A 17,734-nucleotide genomic window follows, 5' to 3' on the forward strand; every position below is an offset into this window, starting at 1 on the left:
GACTGTTCGAAAACAATCGCTTTTGGTTATAATTACTTAAAATATCAAAAAAAGTAATTATTTCTTCAAGAAGATGTACAAGACATTTCTCTATTTTATTTTTAAAATCTAACTTTTTTAAGTTCCCACAAAGTTTTGATGAAAGTATCAACATCTTCTGTAGTATTATAAAAAGCCAAAGACGGACGAACAGTAGTTTCAACACCCATTCTTCGCAAAATAGGCTGCGCGCAATGATGTCCGGTTCTTACTGCAACACCCTCTCTGTTTAAAGCCTGACCCACCTGATCGTTGGTATAACCTTGCAAATTAAAAGAAAGTACACTTGCTTTATTTTTCGCTGTTCCTATCAGTCTCACGCCCGGAATTTCTTTCAATAGTTTTGTCGCATATTCAAGTAATTGATGTTCATAGTGACCAATAGCGTCAATACTAAGTTTGGTAACATAATCTATTGCAGCGCCAAGGCCAATGGCATCAGCAATATTTCCGGTTCCGGCTTCGAAACGATTTGGAGCTTTGTGGTATTTTATTTCCTCAAAAGTTACATCCTGAATCATGTTTCCGCCAGCTTGGTAGGGTTCCATTTCGTTTAGTAAATCTTCTTTTCCGTATAAAGCGCCAATTCCGGTTGGACCAAAAAGTTTATGTCCGGAAAAAACTAGCCAATCCGGATTTAAATCCTGAACATCCACTTTCATATGCGAAACCGATTGTGCTCCGTCAATTAAAACTTTTGCTCCAACAGCATGTGCCATTTTTACAATTTCTTTGGCCGGAGTTACAGTTCCAAGTGCATTTGAAACTTGTGTAAAAGCAACCAAACGTGTTTTAGAATTCAGTAGTTTTGAATATTCATCCAGCAAAATCTGTCCGTCATCGTCTACGGGAATTACCCTTAATTTCAAGCCTTTTTTATCGGCCAAGCGTTTCCACGGAACAATATTCGCGTGATGTTCCAGATTGCTCACAATGATTTCGTCTCCGGCAACCAGATTATGATCGCCCCAACTTTGGGCAACCAGATTGATAGCTTCTGTAGCGCCGCGAACAAATACAATTTCGTTTACTGAACTTGCATTCAAAAACGTTTTTACTTTCTCACGAGCTGCTTCGTAAGCATCAGAGGCGCGAGCGGCAAGTTCATGTGCTGCACGATGGATATTCGAATTCTCGTGTTCGTAGAAATACGCAATACGATCAATAACCGATTGTGGTTTTTGGGTCGTTGCAGCATTATCAAACCAGACTAAAGGTTTTCCGTTTACAGTTTCTCTTAGAATAGGAAAATCTTTTTTGATCAGATTAGCATCAAAACGAGAGCCTGAGACATTTCCGAAATCTGGCTTTTCGAAAGTATTTCCAACAATTAAATTTGAATTTCTCTGATCGAAAGCAAACGGATTTTGTTCTAAAAAATAATACGAATTAGGTATTTCATTTCCGTTTAACGAAAAATCAACGCGCTTTGTAAAGTTGGTATCCACAAAAGACAACGCCTCTTTTAATTCCGTTTCAAAAGAAGAACTTTCGGTTTGAAAAGGCAGATAATTATTATTTAAAAGCAATTGCGAAAAAAGGTTTTCTTCATTCGATTGTGCCGTTCCGCCATTCTTGAAATTGACATCATGAAAACCCGTTTGCGGATTGTTGACATTGACATTATTTCCGTGTGGAATTCCTGATGGAGAAACCCCACTTTGAGGATCAAATCCGGCTCCGGCATTAGGATATAAAGCCGAAGCTCCTGAACCATAATTGGCAACAGTTGGCGAAGCTCCAAAGCCGCTAAATGCAGGGGCACCAGAAGGTGGTGTTGCTACATTCTGTAACGGAAGAGTTGTCGGGCTATTACCGCTTAAGTTTCCGGTATTCAACAAAGTTTCTGCAATTTTTGTCGCACGCGGATGTTCATTTCGATCAGGACTTAACGAAATTTCCTTAGGAAACTCGTTAGGTAATGACTTGAACAATTCGTTCGCCAAATGCTGCAAATCCTCAATGTTGGGTAAACCGTCGTGGTTAGTATTTATACTCATGGTACTTTCCTATTTCTACATCTTCAAGAACTGCGATAGCATCATCGACCAAAATTGCCAAAGAGCAATAAAGAGATACAAGATATGATGCAATTGCTTTTTCATTGATTCCCATAAAACGAACCGATAATCCTGGTGATTGCTCGCCTTGTAATCCCGGTTGAATTAATCCGATAACACCCTGACGACTTTCGCCTGTACGCAATAAAATAATTTTCGATTTTCCGTTTACGATAGGTAATTTATCCGATGGAATAAGTGGAATTCCTCTCCATGTCAAAAACTGAGATCCAAATAAAGACGTTGTAGGAGGCGGCACTCCGCGACGTGTACATTCGCGGCCAAAAGCAGCAATTGCTAAAGGATGCAACAAGAAAAATCCAGGTTCTTTCCAAACTTTTGTCAACAATTCGTCTAAATCGTCTGGAGTTGGTGCGCCAGTTCTGGTTTTAATGATTTGAGATTTTGCAACATTACTCAACAATCCATAATCTTTATTGTTGATTAATTCGCTTTCCTGACGTTCTTTGATCGTTTCAATAGCCAAACGTAATTGCTCAGAGATTTGATTGTATGGTTTGCTGTACAAGTCAGAAACTCTGGTGTGTACATCTACAATGGTTTGTACTGCAGCCAGATTGTATTCTCTGGGATTATCGATATAATCTACGAAAGTATTGGGTAAAACTCTTTCGTCACGTGCCGAACAATCGACTTCGATATGGCTTCCGTCTTTTACTTTATTCAAACGAAATACGCCTGATTCTACTGGTGTCCAATGCAAAAGATGCGTCAGCCAACGTGGTGAAATTGTCCCAATTTGAGGGACCGTACGAGTTGCAATTGCTAATTGTCTTGCTGCAACATCTCCTAATGCTGTTTGTTGTTGTTTTTGTTCCGCCATGGCTTTAAAGGTTTAATGGTTAATTTATTTTTGGTACACTTTTTTAACAATTTTTATTCGTAAAAAACACTGTTTTAGCGTATAAGTAAATTTATGTTAAAAATAAAAACATCAGAAGTAAATGTTGTTTATTTTAATGTGAAATAATGTCTAAGTTGTTGAATTATAATATTATGAAAGCGGATCGAATAATTCGTCAACCGAAAGATATCGTTCTCCGGTATCATAATTAAAAGTCAAAACAACAGCATCTTTCGGGATTTTGTTGATTTGTTTTGAAATCGCTGCCAACGAAGCTCCCGTCGAAATTCCTGCAAAAATTCCTTCTTCTTTTGGTAATCGTTTCGCAAAATAAAAAGCATCTTCCTTTTCTACCGGAATCACCAAATCGACATAATCCCGATTAAAAACTTCAGGAATAAATCCTGCACCAATTCCCTGAATAGGATGTGGGGCAGGAGAACCTCCGCTTAAAACCGGTGATAAGGCCGGCTCGACAGCATAAGTTTTAAGATTAGGAAAATGTTGTTTCAGGATTTTAGAAACTCCCGTAATATGTCCGCCCGTTCCAACTCCCGTGATGAGGTAATCGATACCTTCCGGAAAATCCTGCAGAATTTCCTGCGCCGTTGTTTTCTCATGAATCTCAACATTTGCCGGATTCGTAAACTGAAAAGGCAAAAATGAATTAGGAGTTGATAAGGCTAATTCTTTCGCTTTTTCTACCGCTCCCGAAGTTCCTTTTTCTCTTGGAGTTAAAACAAATTCGGCACCATAAGCATTCATGATTTTACGTCTTTCGATACTCATCGATTCCGGCATTACCAGAATCACTTTGTACCCTTTTACCGCAGCCACCAGCGAAAGTCCTATTCCGGTATTTCCCGATGTAGGTTCTATAATGATCGAATCAGGATTTAAAAGTCCTTTTTGCTCCGCGTCTTCAATCATTGCCAATGCAATCCGGTCCTTGATACTCGCCCCAGGATTCGACTTTTCGATCTTGATCCAAACCTGATGCTCCGGAAAAATCTTGTTGAGTTTTACGTGGGGGGTGTTTCCTATGGTTTCTAGTATATTTTGATATTTCATGTTGCTTTTTTAACTGTTATTTTTTAAACACATAGAGACATAGCTTTTAGTTGTGCTTAAAAAAGGCGTTTCACTTAGAATAAAACTCATAGATATGTGAAAAAGAATACTTTGATTTCGACAACTTTGTCAAAGTTTCGAACTTTGACAAAGTTTTAAGCCAATGATTTTACTCATTTTTGTCATCCTGAGCGAAGTCGAAGAAACGCAAGAAACTCCGCAAACAAAATAGTCAATCTTTGTCGAATTACTTGTGTGATCCTTCCTCCGTCAGGATGACAAGATTGTGGTTATAAACTTTGGCAAACTTTACAAGACCTTTTATATGTTCTTACATTCCTTATATGGTTCAAAAAAACGTTTTAAATCGAATAAAAAATAGGTTCCGGAAAAGGATTGTTATCCTTCACTTTAATTTCATTTTTATGATACACCACAGAATTTGAAGGTACCGTATACGTCAGCCAGACATTGCCTCCAATGATAGAATCTCTTCCCACAACAGTTTGCCCGCCCAGAATCGTACTATTCGAATAAATAATTACATTGTTTTCAATCGTAGGATGTCTTTTTATAAAAGCTTCTTCCTTTTTTACACTCAAAGCTCCTAATGTAACGCCTTGATATATCTGTACATTATCGCCAATAATCGTGGTTTCGCCTATTACAATTCCGGTTCCGTGATCGATGGCGAAATCATTGCCTATTTGCGCGCCGGGATGAATTTCGATACTCGTTTTAATATGTGCATATTCAGAAAAAGTTCGTGCCAGAAGTTTTAAATCCTGATTCCAAATTTGATGTGAAAACCGGTAAACGGCAATTGCAAAAAATCCGGGATAAGCGTACAGAACTTCTTCAATAGATTTGGCGGCGGGATCTTTTCTAAAAATAGTATCAGCGTCGTTTAATGTTTTTTTGTACAGATTAGGCAATGCTTCGAAAAAAAGTTGAGTTTGCTCGAAACTGTCCTCTTTTTTGGATGAATAGTCGATTACGATTTCATTAAATTGCTTTTCTAAAACTTCAAATTTATTTTTGATAATAGATAAATCTCCAAAACGCTTTGAAGTATTCGAAAATAAAACAGAGAATAAATCCTCAATAAACTGATGAATTACCTTTTTTTGAGGAAGGATCAATAAACTCTGATGGTTGTTTGCTATTTCTTGATAAAATGAATTCATAATGGTTTGTTTTTTGGTTCATAACTAACATCTTTATGAGAAATCAACTAATCTAATTAGGCATTCTAAAATATTTTAAAGCAATTCGTCGCATTCAAAAAAATATTAAACACATAGAAACATAGATTTTATGTATCTGAAAGGAGACAAAAAAGAAATACATTTCTTCACATAGCTATGTGATTTATTCTAAGTAAAACGCCTTTTTTAAGCAACCAGAAGCTATGTTTCTATGTGCTAGAATAATTATGCGCATTGTTTTAAATGTCTGTAATTTTTGGTTTTGAAAATTTCTCTCTAATATAAAAAACAGGTATTCCGATACCGGCGATTATTAATCCAGGCCAGGTATAAGTAGGTTTATAAATGATTAATAAAATACAAAAAGCTGATCCTAAAATGATATAAATAATAGGTAAAAACGGATATCCAAAAGCTCTGTAAGGTCTTTCGTGTTGCGGTTTTTTAATTCTTAAAACAAAAATCCCGGCAATGGTAATCACGTAAAACAAAACCACTACAAAAGAAATCATGTCTAATAAATTTCCGTAACGACCGCTTAAACTCAAAACCACGGCCATAAAAAACTGAATCCAAAGCGCGTTTGCAGGAACCGAATGTTGGTTTAAAATCGCTGTTTTCTTAAAAAACAATCCATCTTTTGCCATACTTTGATAGACTCTTGCGCCTGATAAAATCATTCCGTTGGCACAACCAAAAGAAGCAATCAAAATCATTAATGCAATAATCGAAGTTCCGCTTGAGCCAAAAATAGCCTGTGCAGCTGCAATACCAACGCGGTCTTTTTCAGGAGTTCCGATAGCTTCAACAGGTAAAACTGCGGTAAACATTACATTTACCGAAACGTAAATGATCGTTACAACTGCAGTTCCTAAAAGCAGACTCAAACCAATATTCCGTTTTGGATTTTTTATTTCATCCGAAACAAACGTGACATTATTCCAGGCATCATAACTAATTACCGTTCCTACTAATGCCGAAGCAATCGCGCCCCAAAAAGCGGGTGTATTGGTGTATTGTAAAAACGAACCATCCGGATTTAGTTTTTGTAAATGAAACGGATTCGTCCAGTTTGCCTGCCACACTTCGGGTTTGAAAAAGATAAACCCGAAGACAATCAGAATTAGTAAGCTTATTAATTTGGTTCCCGTGAAAAATTTCTGAATCACTTTTCCGAGTTTTACGCCTTTAGTATTGATGTATGTTAAAATGAACAACAAGACGATAGAGGAGAGTTGTGCGGGCGAAATGGTGAAAGAATCTCCAATCCTGAAAGCGACCAAATCTTCGCTGAAAAGCGGAAAAAAATACGCCAGAAATTTAAAGAACGATACACAAACCGCAGCAATAGTTCCGGTTTGAATTACGGTAAACAAACTCCATCCGTATACAAAGGCCACCAGCGGATTATAAGCTTCCTTTAGATAAATATACTGACCTCCCGATTTAGGAAACATGCCGCTCAATTCGCCATAACTCACAGCAGCAATCAATGTCATGAATCCGCCAATTAACCAAACTAAAATCAACCAGCCCGCTGATCCCACATTACGCGTAACATCGGCACTCACAATAAAAATTCCCGAACCAATCATTCCGCTAGCCACCAATAAGGCTGCATCGGCAAGACCGAGTTCTCTTTTGTATTCTTGTTTTTTTTCTATTTCTGACATTCTGATTTTTTGTTTTTATAACTAAACCAATTCGGCATTGGTCAAAGGTGTTGTAGGCGTTTCTTGCGGAATTCTTCCTTGTAAATGAGGCAACGATGCATTCGGCAAACGCGGCAAAACCAATTTGGCAAAATAATTTGCTTCTTCGATCAACGGAAAACCGGAGAAAATAAAAGATCTGAAACCCATATCCATATAGCGGTTTAGTTTTTCTATAATCTGGTCGGCACTTCCTACCAAACCACTTCCGCAGCCGGAGAAAACTTTACCAATATCGGTCCATAAGATATCTTCTACATAACCTTCTTCATCCGAAGTTTCCCTTAATTCATCTTGTTTTAAAACACCTAACGAACGTGAATCTTCGCCACGACTTCTGATTTCTAAACCTCGTTTTTCATCAAATTTTGAAATTAGCTTTTTCGCGTAAGCTCTTGCTTCTTCCTGCGTTTCACGAACTATAACATGAATTCGTAACCCGAAATCGATGGTTCTTCCTTCTGCGGCAGCGCGTTCACTCATTTCTTTCAAAGTGGCATACATCGATTCTTCAGATTCCGGCCAGGTCAAAAACACGTCGCAATGTTTCGCACAAACGGCTCTGGAACCAGGGGAAGTTCCTCCAAAATACAATAATGGACCGCCGTTTTGCTGATAGGATTTTACAGGATCTGATGGTAAATCAAACTGATAAATTTCTCCTTTGTGCGAGATTCTGTCTTGTGTCCAGCCTTGTTGTAAAATCTGAATAACTTCAGAACATCGTTGGTATCTTAGATTAGGATCTTCGCGTGTTCCCGGCAAATCAGAGTTGATGATATTCAAGATCAATCTTCCTTTCAGCATATGGTCTAATGAAGAAATAGCTCGCGCCAACATAGGCGGATGCACTTCTCCGGTACGAACCGCAAGTAAAAATGTAATCTTATTGGTTTCCGGCGCAACGCTTGCTGCAAAAGCCAATCCGTCTTGTCCTACGGTATAGGCAGATGGATATAAAATGTTGCTAAAACCTAGTTTTTCTGCTTCTAATGTAATGTCACGACAATGCTCGTAACTGCTTCGGCGATCATTATCCAGAACGCCTAAATATGCTGTATCTCCACCAATAATGTCATTAAACCAGGAAATTTCTGCGACTCTTTCCGGGGTTCTAATGGCTACTGTTTCAATTTTACCTTCAATCATTTTTTCTTTTCTTTTTTAAGCTTTTTTTCAATTTTTTGTTATGGTTTTCCTGTGCGTTTTTATCAGCTTCGCTCGACCAGGAAATTTCAGTATTTTTAATTCTCATTGATACAACAGGTGCGGGATTTAGGTTGATCTGATTCATATTTTTGAGTTTTAATTATGGATTATTTTTTAAAAACGGTCTTGCCTTCTTTTATCGTTTCAAGAACCGTAATGTCTTTTATTTTAGAAGGATCTATTTTGGTTAAATCGTCAGAAAGCACCACTAAATCGGCTAGTTTTCCGGTTTCGATAGAACCTTTGCTATTTTCTTCGAAATATTCGTAAGCGCCGTTTATCGTGATGGCGCGTAGTCCTTCGATAGGAGTAAGTCTTTCATCCGGACCAATCACCTGACCTGAACGGGATTTTCTTTCTACGGATGTCCACAATAAAAACAACTGGTTTAGTGGCGTTACCGGATAATCGGTATGGTTAGTAGCTACAACTCCTTTTTTGATGGCAGTTTTTAATGGGCTTAAAAAATTAGCTCTGTCTGCACCTAAATTGCGAACGTGTACATCACCCCAAAAGAAAGCGTGATTGCTAAAGAAAGCCGCAATAATTCCCAGTGTTTTATAATCATCAAGCTGATCTGGTCGCACAAACTGAGAGTGAATGGTCACTGGTCTGCGGTCGTTACTATTCGTATTTAAAGTTTTATTGGCATTTTCTATCGCTTTCAAATACATATCGATAGTAGCATCTCCGTTGCAATGCACAAACGGACGAACATTATTTTGGAATGCTTTAATAACAAGATCATTAAACTGTTCCTGAGTAATATTAGCAAAACCGGTACATACATCGTGGTTACAACCCGGAACTTCTACCAGATACGATTTACTAAAAAAAGCAGTTTTACCTTGAGGAGAACCATCGGCAATCATTTTTGTTCCGGCCAGTTTTAAGTGATTTTTTAGAACACCAAATTTAAAGTCAGGATTTTTTAGTACTTTTTCTAAAGCAGGATAACCCGGCAAAGCTTCAATATCGATAAATAACTCGTTTCTTTCAGCCGCTTTATGCAATAATTCAACCGATTCGTAACTTGAATATCCATCCTGAGCCGTTGTAATACCATTGCTGGCATAAAACAATTGCTGCTCTTTTAAACCTTTTATCTGCTCGTCTAAAGTTGGAGCTGGTTTTGCAGGTCTTTTCAATAATCGGCTGGCATTTTCCTGTAATAATCCTGTAGGTTCGTTGGTGCCTTTTTTTCTTTCGATCGCGCCTCCGGGAGGATTTGCTGTAGTTGCATCAATTCCTGAAAGTTTTAAAGCATACGAATTCGAAACCGACATATGTCCGTTGATATTTGTAATCGTTACCGGATTGTTAGGAAAAGCAGCGTCAAGATCTTCCTTATTCGGGTGTCTTTTTTCTTCAAGCTGATCCTGATCATATCCGTAAGCATCGATCCATTCGCCTGGAGCTACATTATTTTTCTTCTGAAAATCCTGAATACGGTTTACCAAATCGGCAATATTTTTAACATCGCCCATTGGCGGAGAACCTACATTTACTGTAGTCGATCTTGATAAACCCATAAAATGACTATGACCGTCAATAAATCCGGGAACTACTGTTTTTCCTTTTAGATCGACAACAATCGTATTTTTGTCTTTTAATTTTTCGATTTTACTATTTGTTCCAACCGCCAGAATTTTACCGTTACTTACTGCAACAGCTTGCGCAGTAGTGTTTTTGGCATCAACTGTAATAATATTACCGTTGATATAAATCTTTTCGGCAGTATTTTTTTGCTGTGCAATGATAATCGTCGTAGCGAAGAGTACAGCCAGATATTTTAAATTAGTTTTCATTTCGTTATTTCTTTTTTTGTTTTTATAAATGCTATAGTGAATGAACTGTTGAGGATAATTATTTTAAACACATAGAAACATAGGTTTTGGGCTTTTTAGAAAAACGAAAATTGGAAAGAAACTAGTTTCTAACACATAGCTATGTTTGTTAATGCAAGTGAAACGCCTTTTTTAAAGTTTCTAAAACCTATGTTTCTATGTGTTTAATTTTTATTTTTTATAATTATACCTAATGGTGATAGTATTCTATCTTGGAGCCAGTTTGTTATAAGCTAATTCGTTACTTGGTATTGCCCAGACATAATTGGCCGCTGTTGGTAAAACTTCTGGTGCGGCGCCTGCATTTCCTGTTTTGGCAGGAAGCGCCTGAACTCGTCGCAATAAATCCGGTGTACGGAATCCTTCGCCTACCAATTCAATTCTTCTTTCGTTTAAAATAGTGGCAATCAATTCGTCTTTTGTAGCAACTCCGGTTGTGAAAACGTAAGCGGCATCAGAACGATTTCTTACTGCTGCCAATAAAGATTGTGCTAAAGGCAAATTGTCACTTTGAGCAGCAGCTTCAGCATAATTCAATAAAACTTCGGCATAGCGAATCACCGGTACATAATCTGTAAAAGGGGCACCGTTTTTCTTGAATTTATTCAATAGTTTTTGTCCGGTAGCATTGGTTATGACCAAACCTTTTCTGGCATCTGCAGAAGTTGCCGAAGCATAAACAGGATCAGCAATAATTGCTGCGGTATTAAAATAAATAACTGGAGTTAAATAATTTCCGCCAAGTGCGCTTTGTAATCCCGGAGCTTCTGCCGCAGTTGTAAACGGAATCGAAAATATCGCTTCGTTCCCTATATAAGAACCTCCAAAAACGGTGGCTACATTTGGTTCTAAACGATGTGTCAAACTTCCGGAAACGTATTGAAAAGGAGCTGTTGCAGGAACCAATTTACTGGCTTCTGAAATTACTTTTGCATAATCGCCTTTGCTTAAATATACTCTTGTTTTTAGAGCAATCGCAGTAGCTTTGTGCGCTCTTGAAGCTGTAAGGATTCCGGTTGCATAACTTTCGGGTAAATCAACTTCGGCTTCGTCAAGATCTTTTAATATTTGAGTGTAAACATCGGCAACGCTACTAAAAGCAAAGTCATTAAGTCCGCCTGATGTATTTCCTTTTAATCTTAAAGGAAGTGCCAATGCAGCACTATTTTGTGCATAAGGTTTTGCATAGGTTTGTACCAAACTCAAATACGAAATAGCTCTTACAAATTTGGCTTCGGCAATATAATTTTTACGTAAATCTTCAGTAACAACAGTAGAAGTTGCCAGATTGTCGATCAGAATATTAGAGAAATTAATCGTCGTATAAGCCACGCTCCAAACCGAGTTTACAAAATCTCCTGATGAGGTTATGGTTTGATTCCAGACATTGGCTCCGGTTGAATTGTTACCATCATTCTGGCTGAATTCATTGCCTCTTTGTTCATTAAAAATAATGAATCGGCCGCCGTAAAAAGAGGGATTGCTAAACTGACCGTAAAGTCCGTTTACCTGACCTAAAATTTTGGCTGGTGTGCTGAAAGCGGTTTCTGTAGAAATGCTCGTTTCAGGAACAGTATCTAAAGCATTATCACTACATCCTGCCAGTAATAAGGCTAGAAATGGTGTAATAATGAAGGCTTTTTGTATGCTTTTTTTATAATTGAAAATCATGATGTTTTTATTTTTAATTAAGATGAATGCCTAGAAACCTACATTAAGTCCTAAAGTGAATACTACTGAATTGGCCGGCACGTTTTGATCTTTCCCTGAATTAATAGAGTTTCCGTTGATGGAAATCTCAGGATCTGAACCGCGGTATTTTGTCCAGGTATATAAATTAGAGCCCTGAGCATATACTTTTGCAGATGAAATGTATTTGTTGACCAACTCGTTCTTCACCGGAATTCTATAGCTTAAAATGATATTTTTTACTTTTAGATAAGATCCGTCTTCTACATAAGCAGAGTTACTTGACGAGAAACCACCTGAGAAACTGTCTCCGTAAATTAACTTAGGAACATCTGTAATTTGTCCCGGAGTGGTCCAGCGATCTTTGATAAAAGTTCCGTTGTTGAAAAAACGCTGATCTGATAAAGTAGATCTTGTCCCATTGTACAATTTGTTTCCGCCCGAAAAGGTTAAACCAATCGTTAAATCGAAATTTTTATAGGATAAATTGTTATTCAAACCACCATAATAAGTGGGTAACGAAGGTCCCTGAATACGACCGTCACGATAGTTGTCGATTGCTGGGGCAGTAGCTCCGTTGAGATATGTAAACGCTTTTGTAAGCGCATTGTATTGTACTTCTTCATTATTGGCATTTACATAAACTCGGTTTCCGTTTTCAGGATTTACTCCGGTTGTTGGTACAGCAAAAATAGATCCTACAGAATAGCCTTCTCGGGTAATATTCTGGATTCCGAAAGTGCTTAAAGCCGTTGGATAAATATCTCCGTAACCGCCTAATGAAGTGACTTTGTTTTTGATGGTAGACAAATTAAAACTTGCATTCCACTGAAAATCATTGTCGTTTATGATGTTCGCATTAATCGAAAGTTCAAATCCATTGTTGTATAAAGATCCCACATTTGCAGCAATCGAATTGTTCGGAATTCCCTGAGATAGAGACTGAGGCGCATTCAAAATCAAATCGTTGATGTTGTTTTTATAATAATCAGCTTCAACAGTGATTCGGTTATCAAACAATCCGAAATTGATTCCAAAGTCAAACTTCTTGCTGGTTTCCCATTTTAAATCGGGATTTCCGGACTGTGAAAAACTAAGGGTTGGAACTCCGGCGTAAGTACCTGCTGAATATTGTGATAAAGCGGCATAATCGTTCAATTCGCTGTTACCTACAATCCCGTAACTCGCACGAACTTTAAAAGCATTTAAAACATTTTTTATAGAAGAACCTTTGAAAAAATCTTCTTCAGATACATTCCATCCAATAGAAGCCCCTCCAAAATTTCCCCATTTGTTCCCAGATGCCAAAGCAGATAATCCGTCTCTTCTGAAATTAAGATTCAGCAAATATTTTTTGTTATAATCGTAGGCAATGCTGCTAAAATAAGAAAGCAATACATTTTCTGTCTGAACAGAAGGACCAGGCGCAATGGTTGTAAATCCGCCTTGATAACTGGTAAAGAAAGGATCTGTTAAACCTGTTTTGATTGCTCCCCAACCGTCAATTTCGCGAACATTTTTCTCTTGTCCCAAAAGTACTTTCAAATTGTGTTTTTGATCAAATACAGTCGAGTAGGTTAGGGTATTGGTCCAGTTTGATCTCGAGTATTTGGTGTTAGAGTTTGTTGCAGCTCCTTTAGTAGAAAAACCATCTCCGCTATACGGATTTCTAAATTCTTTGTTTTCTACAACAAAATTATTAATACCATAAACCGTTTTGAATTTCAGGTTTTTGATGATTTCAAGTTCAGCATAAATGCTTCCGATAAAGGTGTTATTTTCAGAAGTGTTTTTATCTAAATCTAAAATTGTTTGTAAATTATAGGCATTAAAAACACCTAATGAAGGGCTGTTTGCGCCATATCCTATATTCCCATTACTCGGATTGATGTTGTAAGAACCATCAGGATTGTAAACCGAAACGTTGGATGGTAAAATATATGTAAGTCTTCCTAAAGGCTGTAAACCAATGTATTGCGTATTCACGGCATTTCCAGCCGAAGATCCAATAGAATTGGGTGTCGAAGATCCTGAATTTGGACCTGAATTTAAGGAGTTGTTATAAGAGAAATTGGTTCCTAAAGTAAGCGAGTTGTTCAGCTTATGTTCAAAATTCAATCGGATTCCTTTTCGCACAAATTCATTCGTTCTTAAAATTCCTTCCTGATTAGAATAGTTGGTAGAAATAAAATAACTGGTAGAATTTGTTGCTCCTGAGAAACTTAAATTATGATTTTGCGAAACTCCTGTATGATAAGCCACATCGTACCAATTGGTTCCTATTGTCGATCCGTCGGCATTTTGACCTAAAGCAAAACCGGGTGTAAGTCCTGCATTGGTTCTGGCCTCATTTTTAATGCTTACATAATCTTCGGCATTCAGAAGTTTTGGTAAATTCGAAGCTTTGTTCCAGCTTACCCAAACATCATAATTGACATTTACTTTTCCTTTTTTTCCTTTTTTAGTCGTAATCACAATAACTCCGTTTGCAGCACGTGAACCGTAAATAGCAGCTGCCGAAGCATCTTTCAGCACATCGATAGATTCAATGTCATTCGGGTTAATATCTGATAATGGGTTGTTACCAATGGCGCCTCCGGCAGTTCCTGTAAATACGGTTACACCATCAACAATAACTAAAGGATAAAGTGAACTGGTGATCGAGTTGATTCCTCTAATTCTGATTACCGGCGTACTGTTTAATGATCCGCTGGGTTGTACAATGTTTAATCCTGAAGCCTGACCTCCTAACAATTGATCGAAACTTTGTGCCGGACGATTCGCTATTTGCTGAGCATCAATTTTGGAAGTTGCTCCTGTAAAGGTTTTTTTTGCCGATGTTCCGTAACCTACAACAACAATCTCATCTAGTTTCTCGACTTGTTCCGTTAGTTTTATCACCACCGGACTTCCGTCTACGATTATTTCTTTAGAATTATATCCAATGTAATTGATAATTAAAGTATAGGGGAATTTTTGCCCTGTCTGAAAGTAAAATTTTCCGTCGATATCCGTTTCAACGCCGTGTGTAGTTCCTTTTATGTTTACCGAAGCGCCAATAATAGGCTGATTTGATATTTGATCTACAATTGTTCCGCTTAGTTTCGATTGAATATTGGGTGCTGTGTCTTGAGCATTTATTCCGATGGAGATGAACAAAATGCTAATCCATAAAATAAGTTTGGTATTTTTTTTCATTCTTGGTTATTGATTTTTTGTAATTAAAAAATGACGGAAGATTGGATGTCCTGCGCATTGTTTTATTGAGTGATAAATGTTCTTTTAGCCTTGCTATTTCTGTTGCCGCAGAAATATTAGGAGCAATTTTGTAGTGGTATTTGTGTCATGTTTGTTCGTATTAATTATTGTTTTTGGATGATTTATAGTTATGCGTGATACTTCTTCCTGATGCAAAAAAATGCAGCAAAATGATCGTGTATTATTCAATAAGAAACCGTTGAGGTTTAAAAAAGACCGATTCTTTTTAGATAGAAATCGATTTTTAATAAAAAGGATGTGAGGGAATTAACAACAGAAGCACATATAACAAAAAGTGTTATAAGTATATTTTTTTGGAAGAATGTAAAATGATATGCTTTCGGTTGTTTTCAAAATTAAGTTGTTTTGGTTTTAAACTCTACTAATTCTATAGACAAAGTTAAATTTAATATAATAAAAACCAAAAGTTTTTTAATTTTTCTTTAACCAAATAGGAGTGAGCAACTTATAAATTGAATGGGAATTTGTATTAATGTATTGATTTCTAGAGATTTGAATTTTATTTCATTTCAATAAAAAAAACAAAAAAATAAGTATACGTTAAATATTTATACTTATTTTTCTGTCTTTAAAGGTTTTATGTAAATAGAAAGCTTTGCGACTCTGCGTCTTTGCGTGCAAATTTCTCACTGCTTAAGAACGAATCTTTGTCATTTAATCTCGCAAAGACGCTAAGCCGCAAAGTTTTTATCAGTCAACTCAATATCTATGAGTTAAAATAACTATTACCAGTTACTTTTTCAAAGCTGCACCGCCAGGCATAACCTCCGTTTTCAATTTGAATTTACTGTATTCAACCACTCCGGTTTTATCTGCCCAGTCAAAATAAGCAGCCGAAAGTTGGTTTACAATTCCCGGATTTTGCTGTGCGACATTGGTAGTTTCGCCACGATCGGTTTCGATATTATAAAGTTCCCATTCGTACGACGGATAAGTCGAAACCAGTTTCCATTTGCCATCTCTTACGGCTCTGTTACCCGCTCTTTCCCAAAATAACGGTGCGCCTCTATCGACCTGTGAAACATTATTAAATAAAACAGGCAACAAACTGCTCCCAACCAAAGGGTTTGTCGTCACACCATTATACTGTTTGGGATATTCAATTCCGGCCAATTCATAAAAAGTAGGAGCAAGGTCAATAATATGTCCCGTTCCTTTATCGATTCGGCCAGCTTTTATTTTTGATGGAAACCACGCAATAAACGGAGAACTGAATCCGCCTTCGTGCATATTATTTTTATATTGCTGCAACGGAGTATTCGATAAATACGCCCAGTTTTGTTCCTGATAATCAAATGATCCCGAAGTTCCAACTGGCCCATCATTTCTTACTAAACCTCTTCCTAACGGATTATAAGTATTGAAGCCGCCTTGAGCACCATTATCTGAGATGAAAATAATCAGCGTGTTTTTGTCTTTCTTCAACGCTTTTAATTTTTCCAGAACTTTCCCCACATTCTGATCCATATTATCGACCATAGCGGCGTAAACTTCCATTTTTGCTTTCCAGAATTGTTTTTCATCATAAGTTAATTTACTCCATTCCGGCACTTCAGGATCTCTTGCAGAAACCGTTTGATTGGCAGGTAAAATGCCATTTGCTTTTAGTTTTTCAATTCTTTTTTCTCTTAAAATATCCCAGCCTTCATCAAATTTACCTCTGTATTTTGCTATATCAACTGGTTTTGCCTGTAATGGCCAATGCGGAGCCGTAAAAGCCAAATACAAAAAGAACGGTTTGTTTTCTTTGTTTTGTTCGTCTAAGAAAGTCACGGCATTATTCCCAATTTCATCTGTAAAATAATACGAATCATCTTTTGGATGCAATTCTTCATTATTACGAATGAGTTTTACCGGATAAGGCGTTTTTCCGAAAGGCAAAGGTTTGGTATCAAAATAGTTCGATGCACCTTTCAGGATGCCGTAAAATTTATCAAATCCTCTCTGGTTCGGCCATTGCGCTTTATCTTCAGAGCCTACGTGCCATTTTCCGGAAAGTAAAGTGCTGTAACCACCCGAACGAAAAACTTCTCCCAATGTCAGAGATTCTTTGTTTAGGTAACCCTGATAAGCCGGTAATCCTAAATTAACATCAAAAAATCCCATTCCGGCTTTGTGCTGATATTGCCCTGTAAGCAAAGATCCACGGGTTGGCGCACAAATCGAGTTATTGTAAAATTCGCGTAAGCGTAAACCTTCACTGGCTAATTTATCGAGATTGGGTGTTTTAATTTCGGAACCATAATTCCCTAAATCAGAATATCCCATATCATCGCCCATTATTAAAATGATATTGGGTTTTTCAGCAGTTGTTTTGTTTTGTGCATTTAAAGCCACTACAGCAAGTAGAAGGTTTAGTGTAATAAGTGTTTTTTTCATTATAGTTGATATTTTAAAGTGTCGAAAATTATATTGTAGGGATGGATTTTAATCCATTCTTCTCATTTTTGTTATCTTGGATTTTATAATAAAACCAAATCTTTTTTTAGGAGCTAATCCCGCTATCCGTTCCAATCTTTTGTGTCCGCCGTCGCGGACACAAAAGGATTTCCACTTCTATCGGGGCTAGGCCAATCATAGTTTGTCATCCCGAAGGAACGAGGGATCTCCGCAAGAAACTCCGCAAAGAATAGCGACAATCGTTGTCGAGCTACTTGTGTGTCCTTCGACTTCGCTCAGGATGACAATGATTGTGGTTACTTTTGTCTAAATCACTGAATTTTAACTTTGACATAGTTCTCGAGTTCAAAATCTG

At 37.3% G+C, this 17,734-nt stretch carries 11 protein-coding genes; all 11 read right to left on the reverse strand.

Going from position 1 to position 17,734, the window contains the following annotated elements:
- Positions 1-101: 101 nt before the first annotated feature.
- Positions 102-2,039 carry a family 2A encapsulin nanocompartment cargo protein cysteine desulfurase gene (locus ACIDC4_RS08490; protein WP_412042427.1) on the reverse strand — a complete coding sequence of 646 codons (1,938 nt, stop codon included), beginning with the start codon at positions 2,037-2,039 and terminating at the stop codon, positions 102-104.
- Positions 2,023-2,943 carry a family 2A encapsulin nanocompartment shell protein gene (locus ACIDC4_RS08495; RefSeq protein ID WP_072960213.1) on the reverse strand — a complete coding sequence of 307 codons (921 nt, stop codon included), beginning with the start codon at positions 2,941-2,943 and terminating at the stop codon, positions 2,023-2,025. Before ACIDC4_RS08495 ends, ACIDC4_RS08490 begins: the two co-directional genes overlap by 17 nt.
- Before the next feature lie 171 nt (positions 2,944-3,114).
- Positions 3,115-4,035: a cysteine synthase A gene (gene cysK / locus ACIDC4_RS08500; RefSeq protein ID WP_412042426.1), complete on the reverse strand. Its 921-nt coding sequence runs from the start codon at positions 4,033-4,035 to the stop codon at positions 3,115-3,117.
- A gap of 362 nt (positions 4,036-4,397) precedes the next feature.
- Entirely contained in the window at positions 4,398-5,222 is an 825-nt protein-coding gene (locus ACIDC4_RS08505) for a serine O-acetyltransferase (protein WP_072960210.1), read from the reverse strand.
- A gap of 260 nt (positions 5,223-5,482) precedes the next feature.
- On the reverse strand, positions 5,483-6,916 hold the full coding sequence (locus ACIDC4_RS08510; protein WP_412042425.1) for an APC family permease: 1,434 nt from the start codon (positions 6,914-6,916) through the stop codon (positions 5,483-5,485).
- A 21-nt stretch (positions 6,917-6,937) separates the two neighbouring features.
- Complete coding sequence (locus ACIDC4_RS08515) at positions 6,938-8,104, reverse strand: LLM class flavin-dependent oxidoreductase (protein WP_230039854.1); 1,167 nt, start codon at positions 8,102-8,104, stop codon at positions 6,938-6,940.
- On the reverse strand, positions 8,097-8,249 hold the full coding sequence (locus tag ACIDC4_RS08520) for a hypothetical protein (protein ID WP_412042424.1): 153 nt from the start codon (positions 8,247-8,249) through the stop codon (positions 8,097-8,099). The genes ACIDC4_RS08515 and ACIDC4_RS08520 overlap by 8 nt, the downstream gene beginning before the upstream one ends.
- Before the next feature lie 22 nt (positions 8,250-8,271).
- A complete protein-coding gene (locus ACIDC4_RS08525) occupies positions 8,272-9,972 on the reverse strand; it encodes an amidohydrolase (RefSeq protein WP_412042423.1) in 1,701 nt (566 codons plus the stop codon).
- Positions 9,973-10,218: 246 nt separating this feature from the next.
- Positions 10,219-11,682: a RagB/SusD family nutrient uptake outer membrane protein gene (locus ACIDC4_RS08530; protein ID WP_412042422.1), complete on the reverse strand. Its 1,464-nt coding sequence runs from the start codon at positions 11,680-11,682 to the stop codon at positions 10,219-10,221.
- A gap of 30 nt (positions 11,683-11,712) precedes the next feature.
- The gene (locus tag ACIDC4_RS08535; RefSeq protein WP_412042421.1) at positions 11,713-14,898 is read right to left on the reverse strand and encodes a SusC/RagA family TonB-linked outer membrane protein; all 3,186 of its coding nucleotides are present in this window, start codon (positions 14,896-14,898) and stop codon (positions 11,713-11,715) included.
- 813 nt (positions 14,899-15,711) lie between these two features.
- Entirely contained in the window at positions 15,712-17,358 is a 1,647-nt protein-coding gene (locus ACIDC4_RS08540; protein WP_412042420.1) for an arylsulfatase, read from the reverse strand.
- Positions 17,359-17,734 lie beyond the last annotated feature (376 nt).

This window comes from Flavobacterium sp. C3NV (assembly GCF_046825355.2).
Taxonomy (GTDB): domain Bacteria; phylum Bacteroidota; class Bacteroidia; order Flavobacteriales; family Flavobacteriaceae; genus Flavobacterium.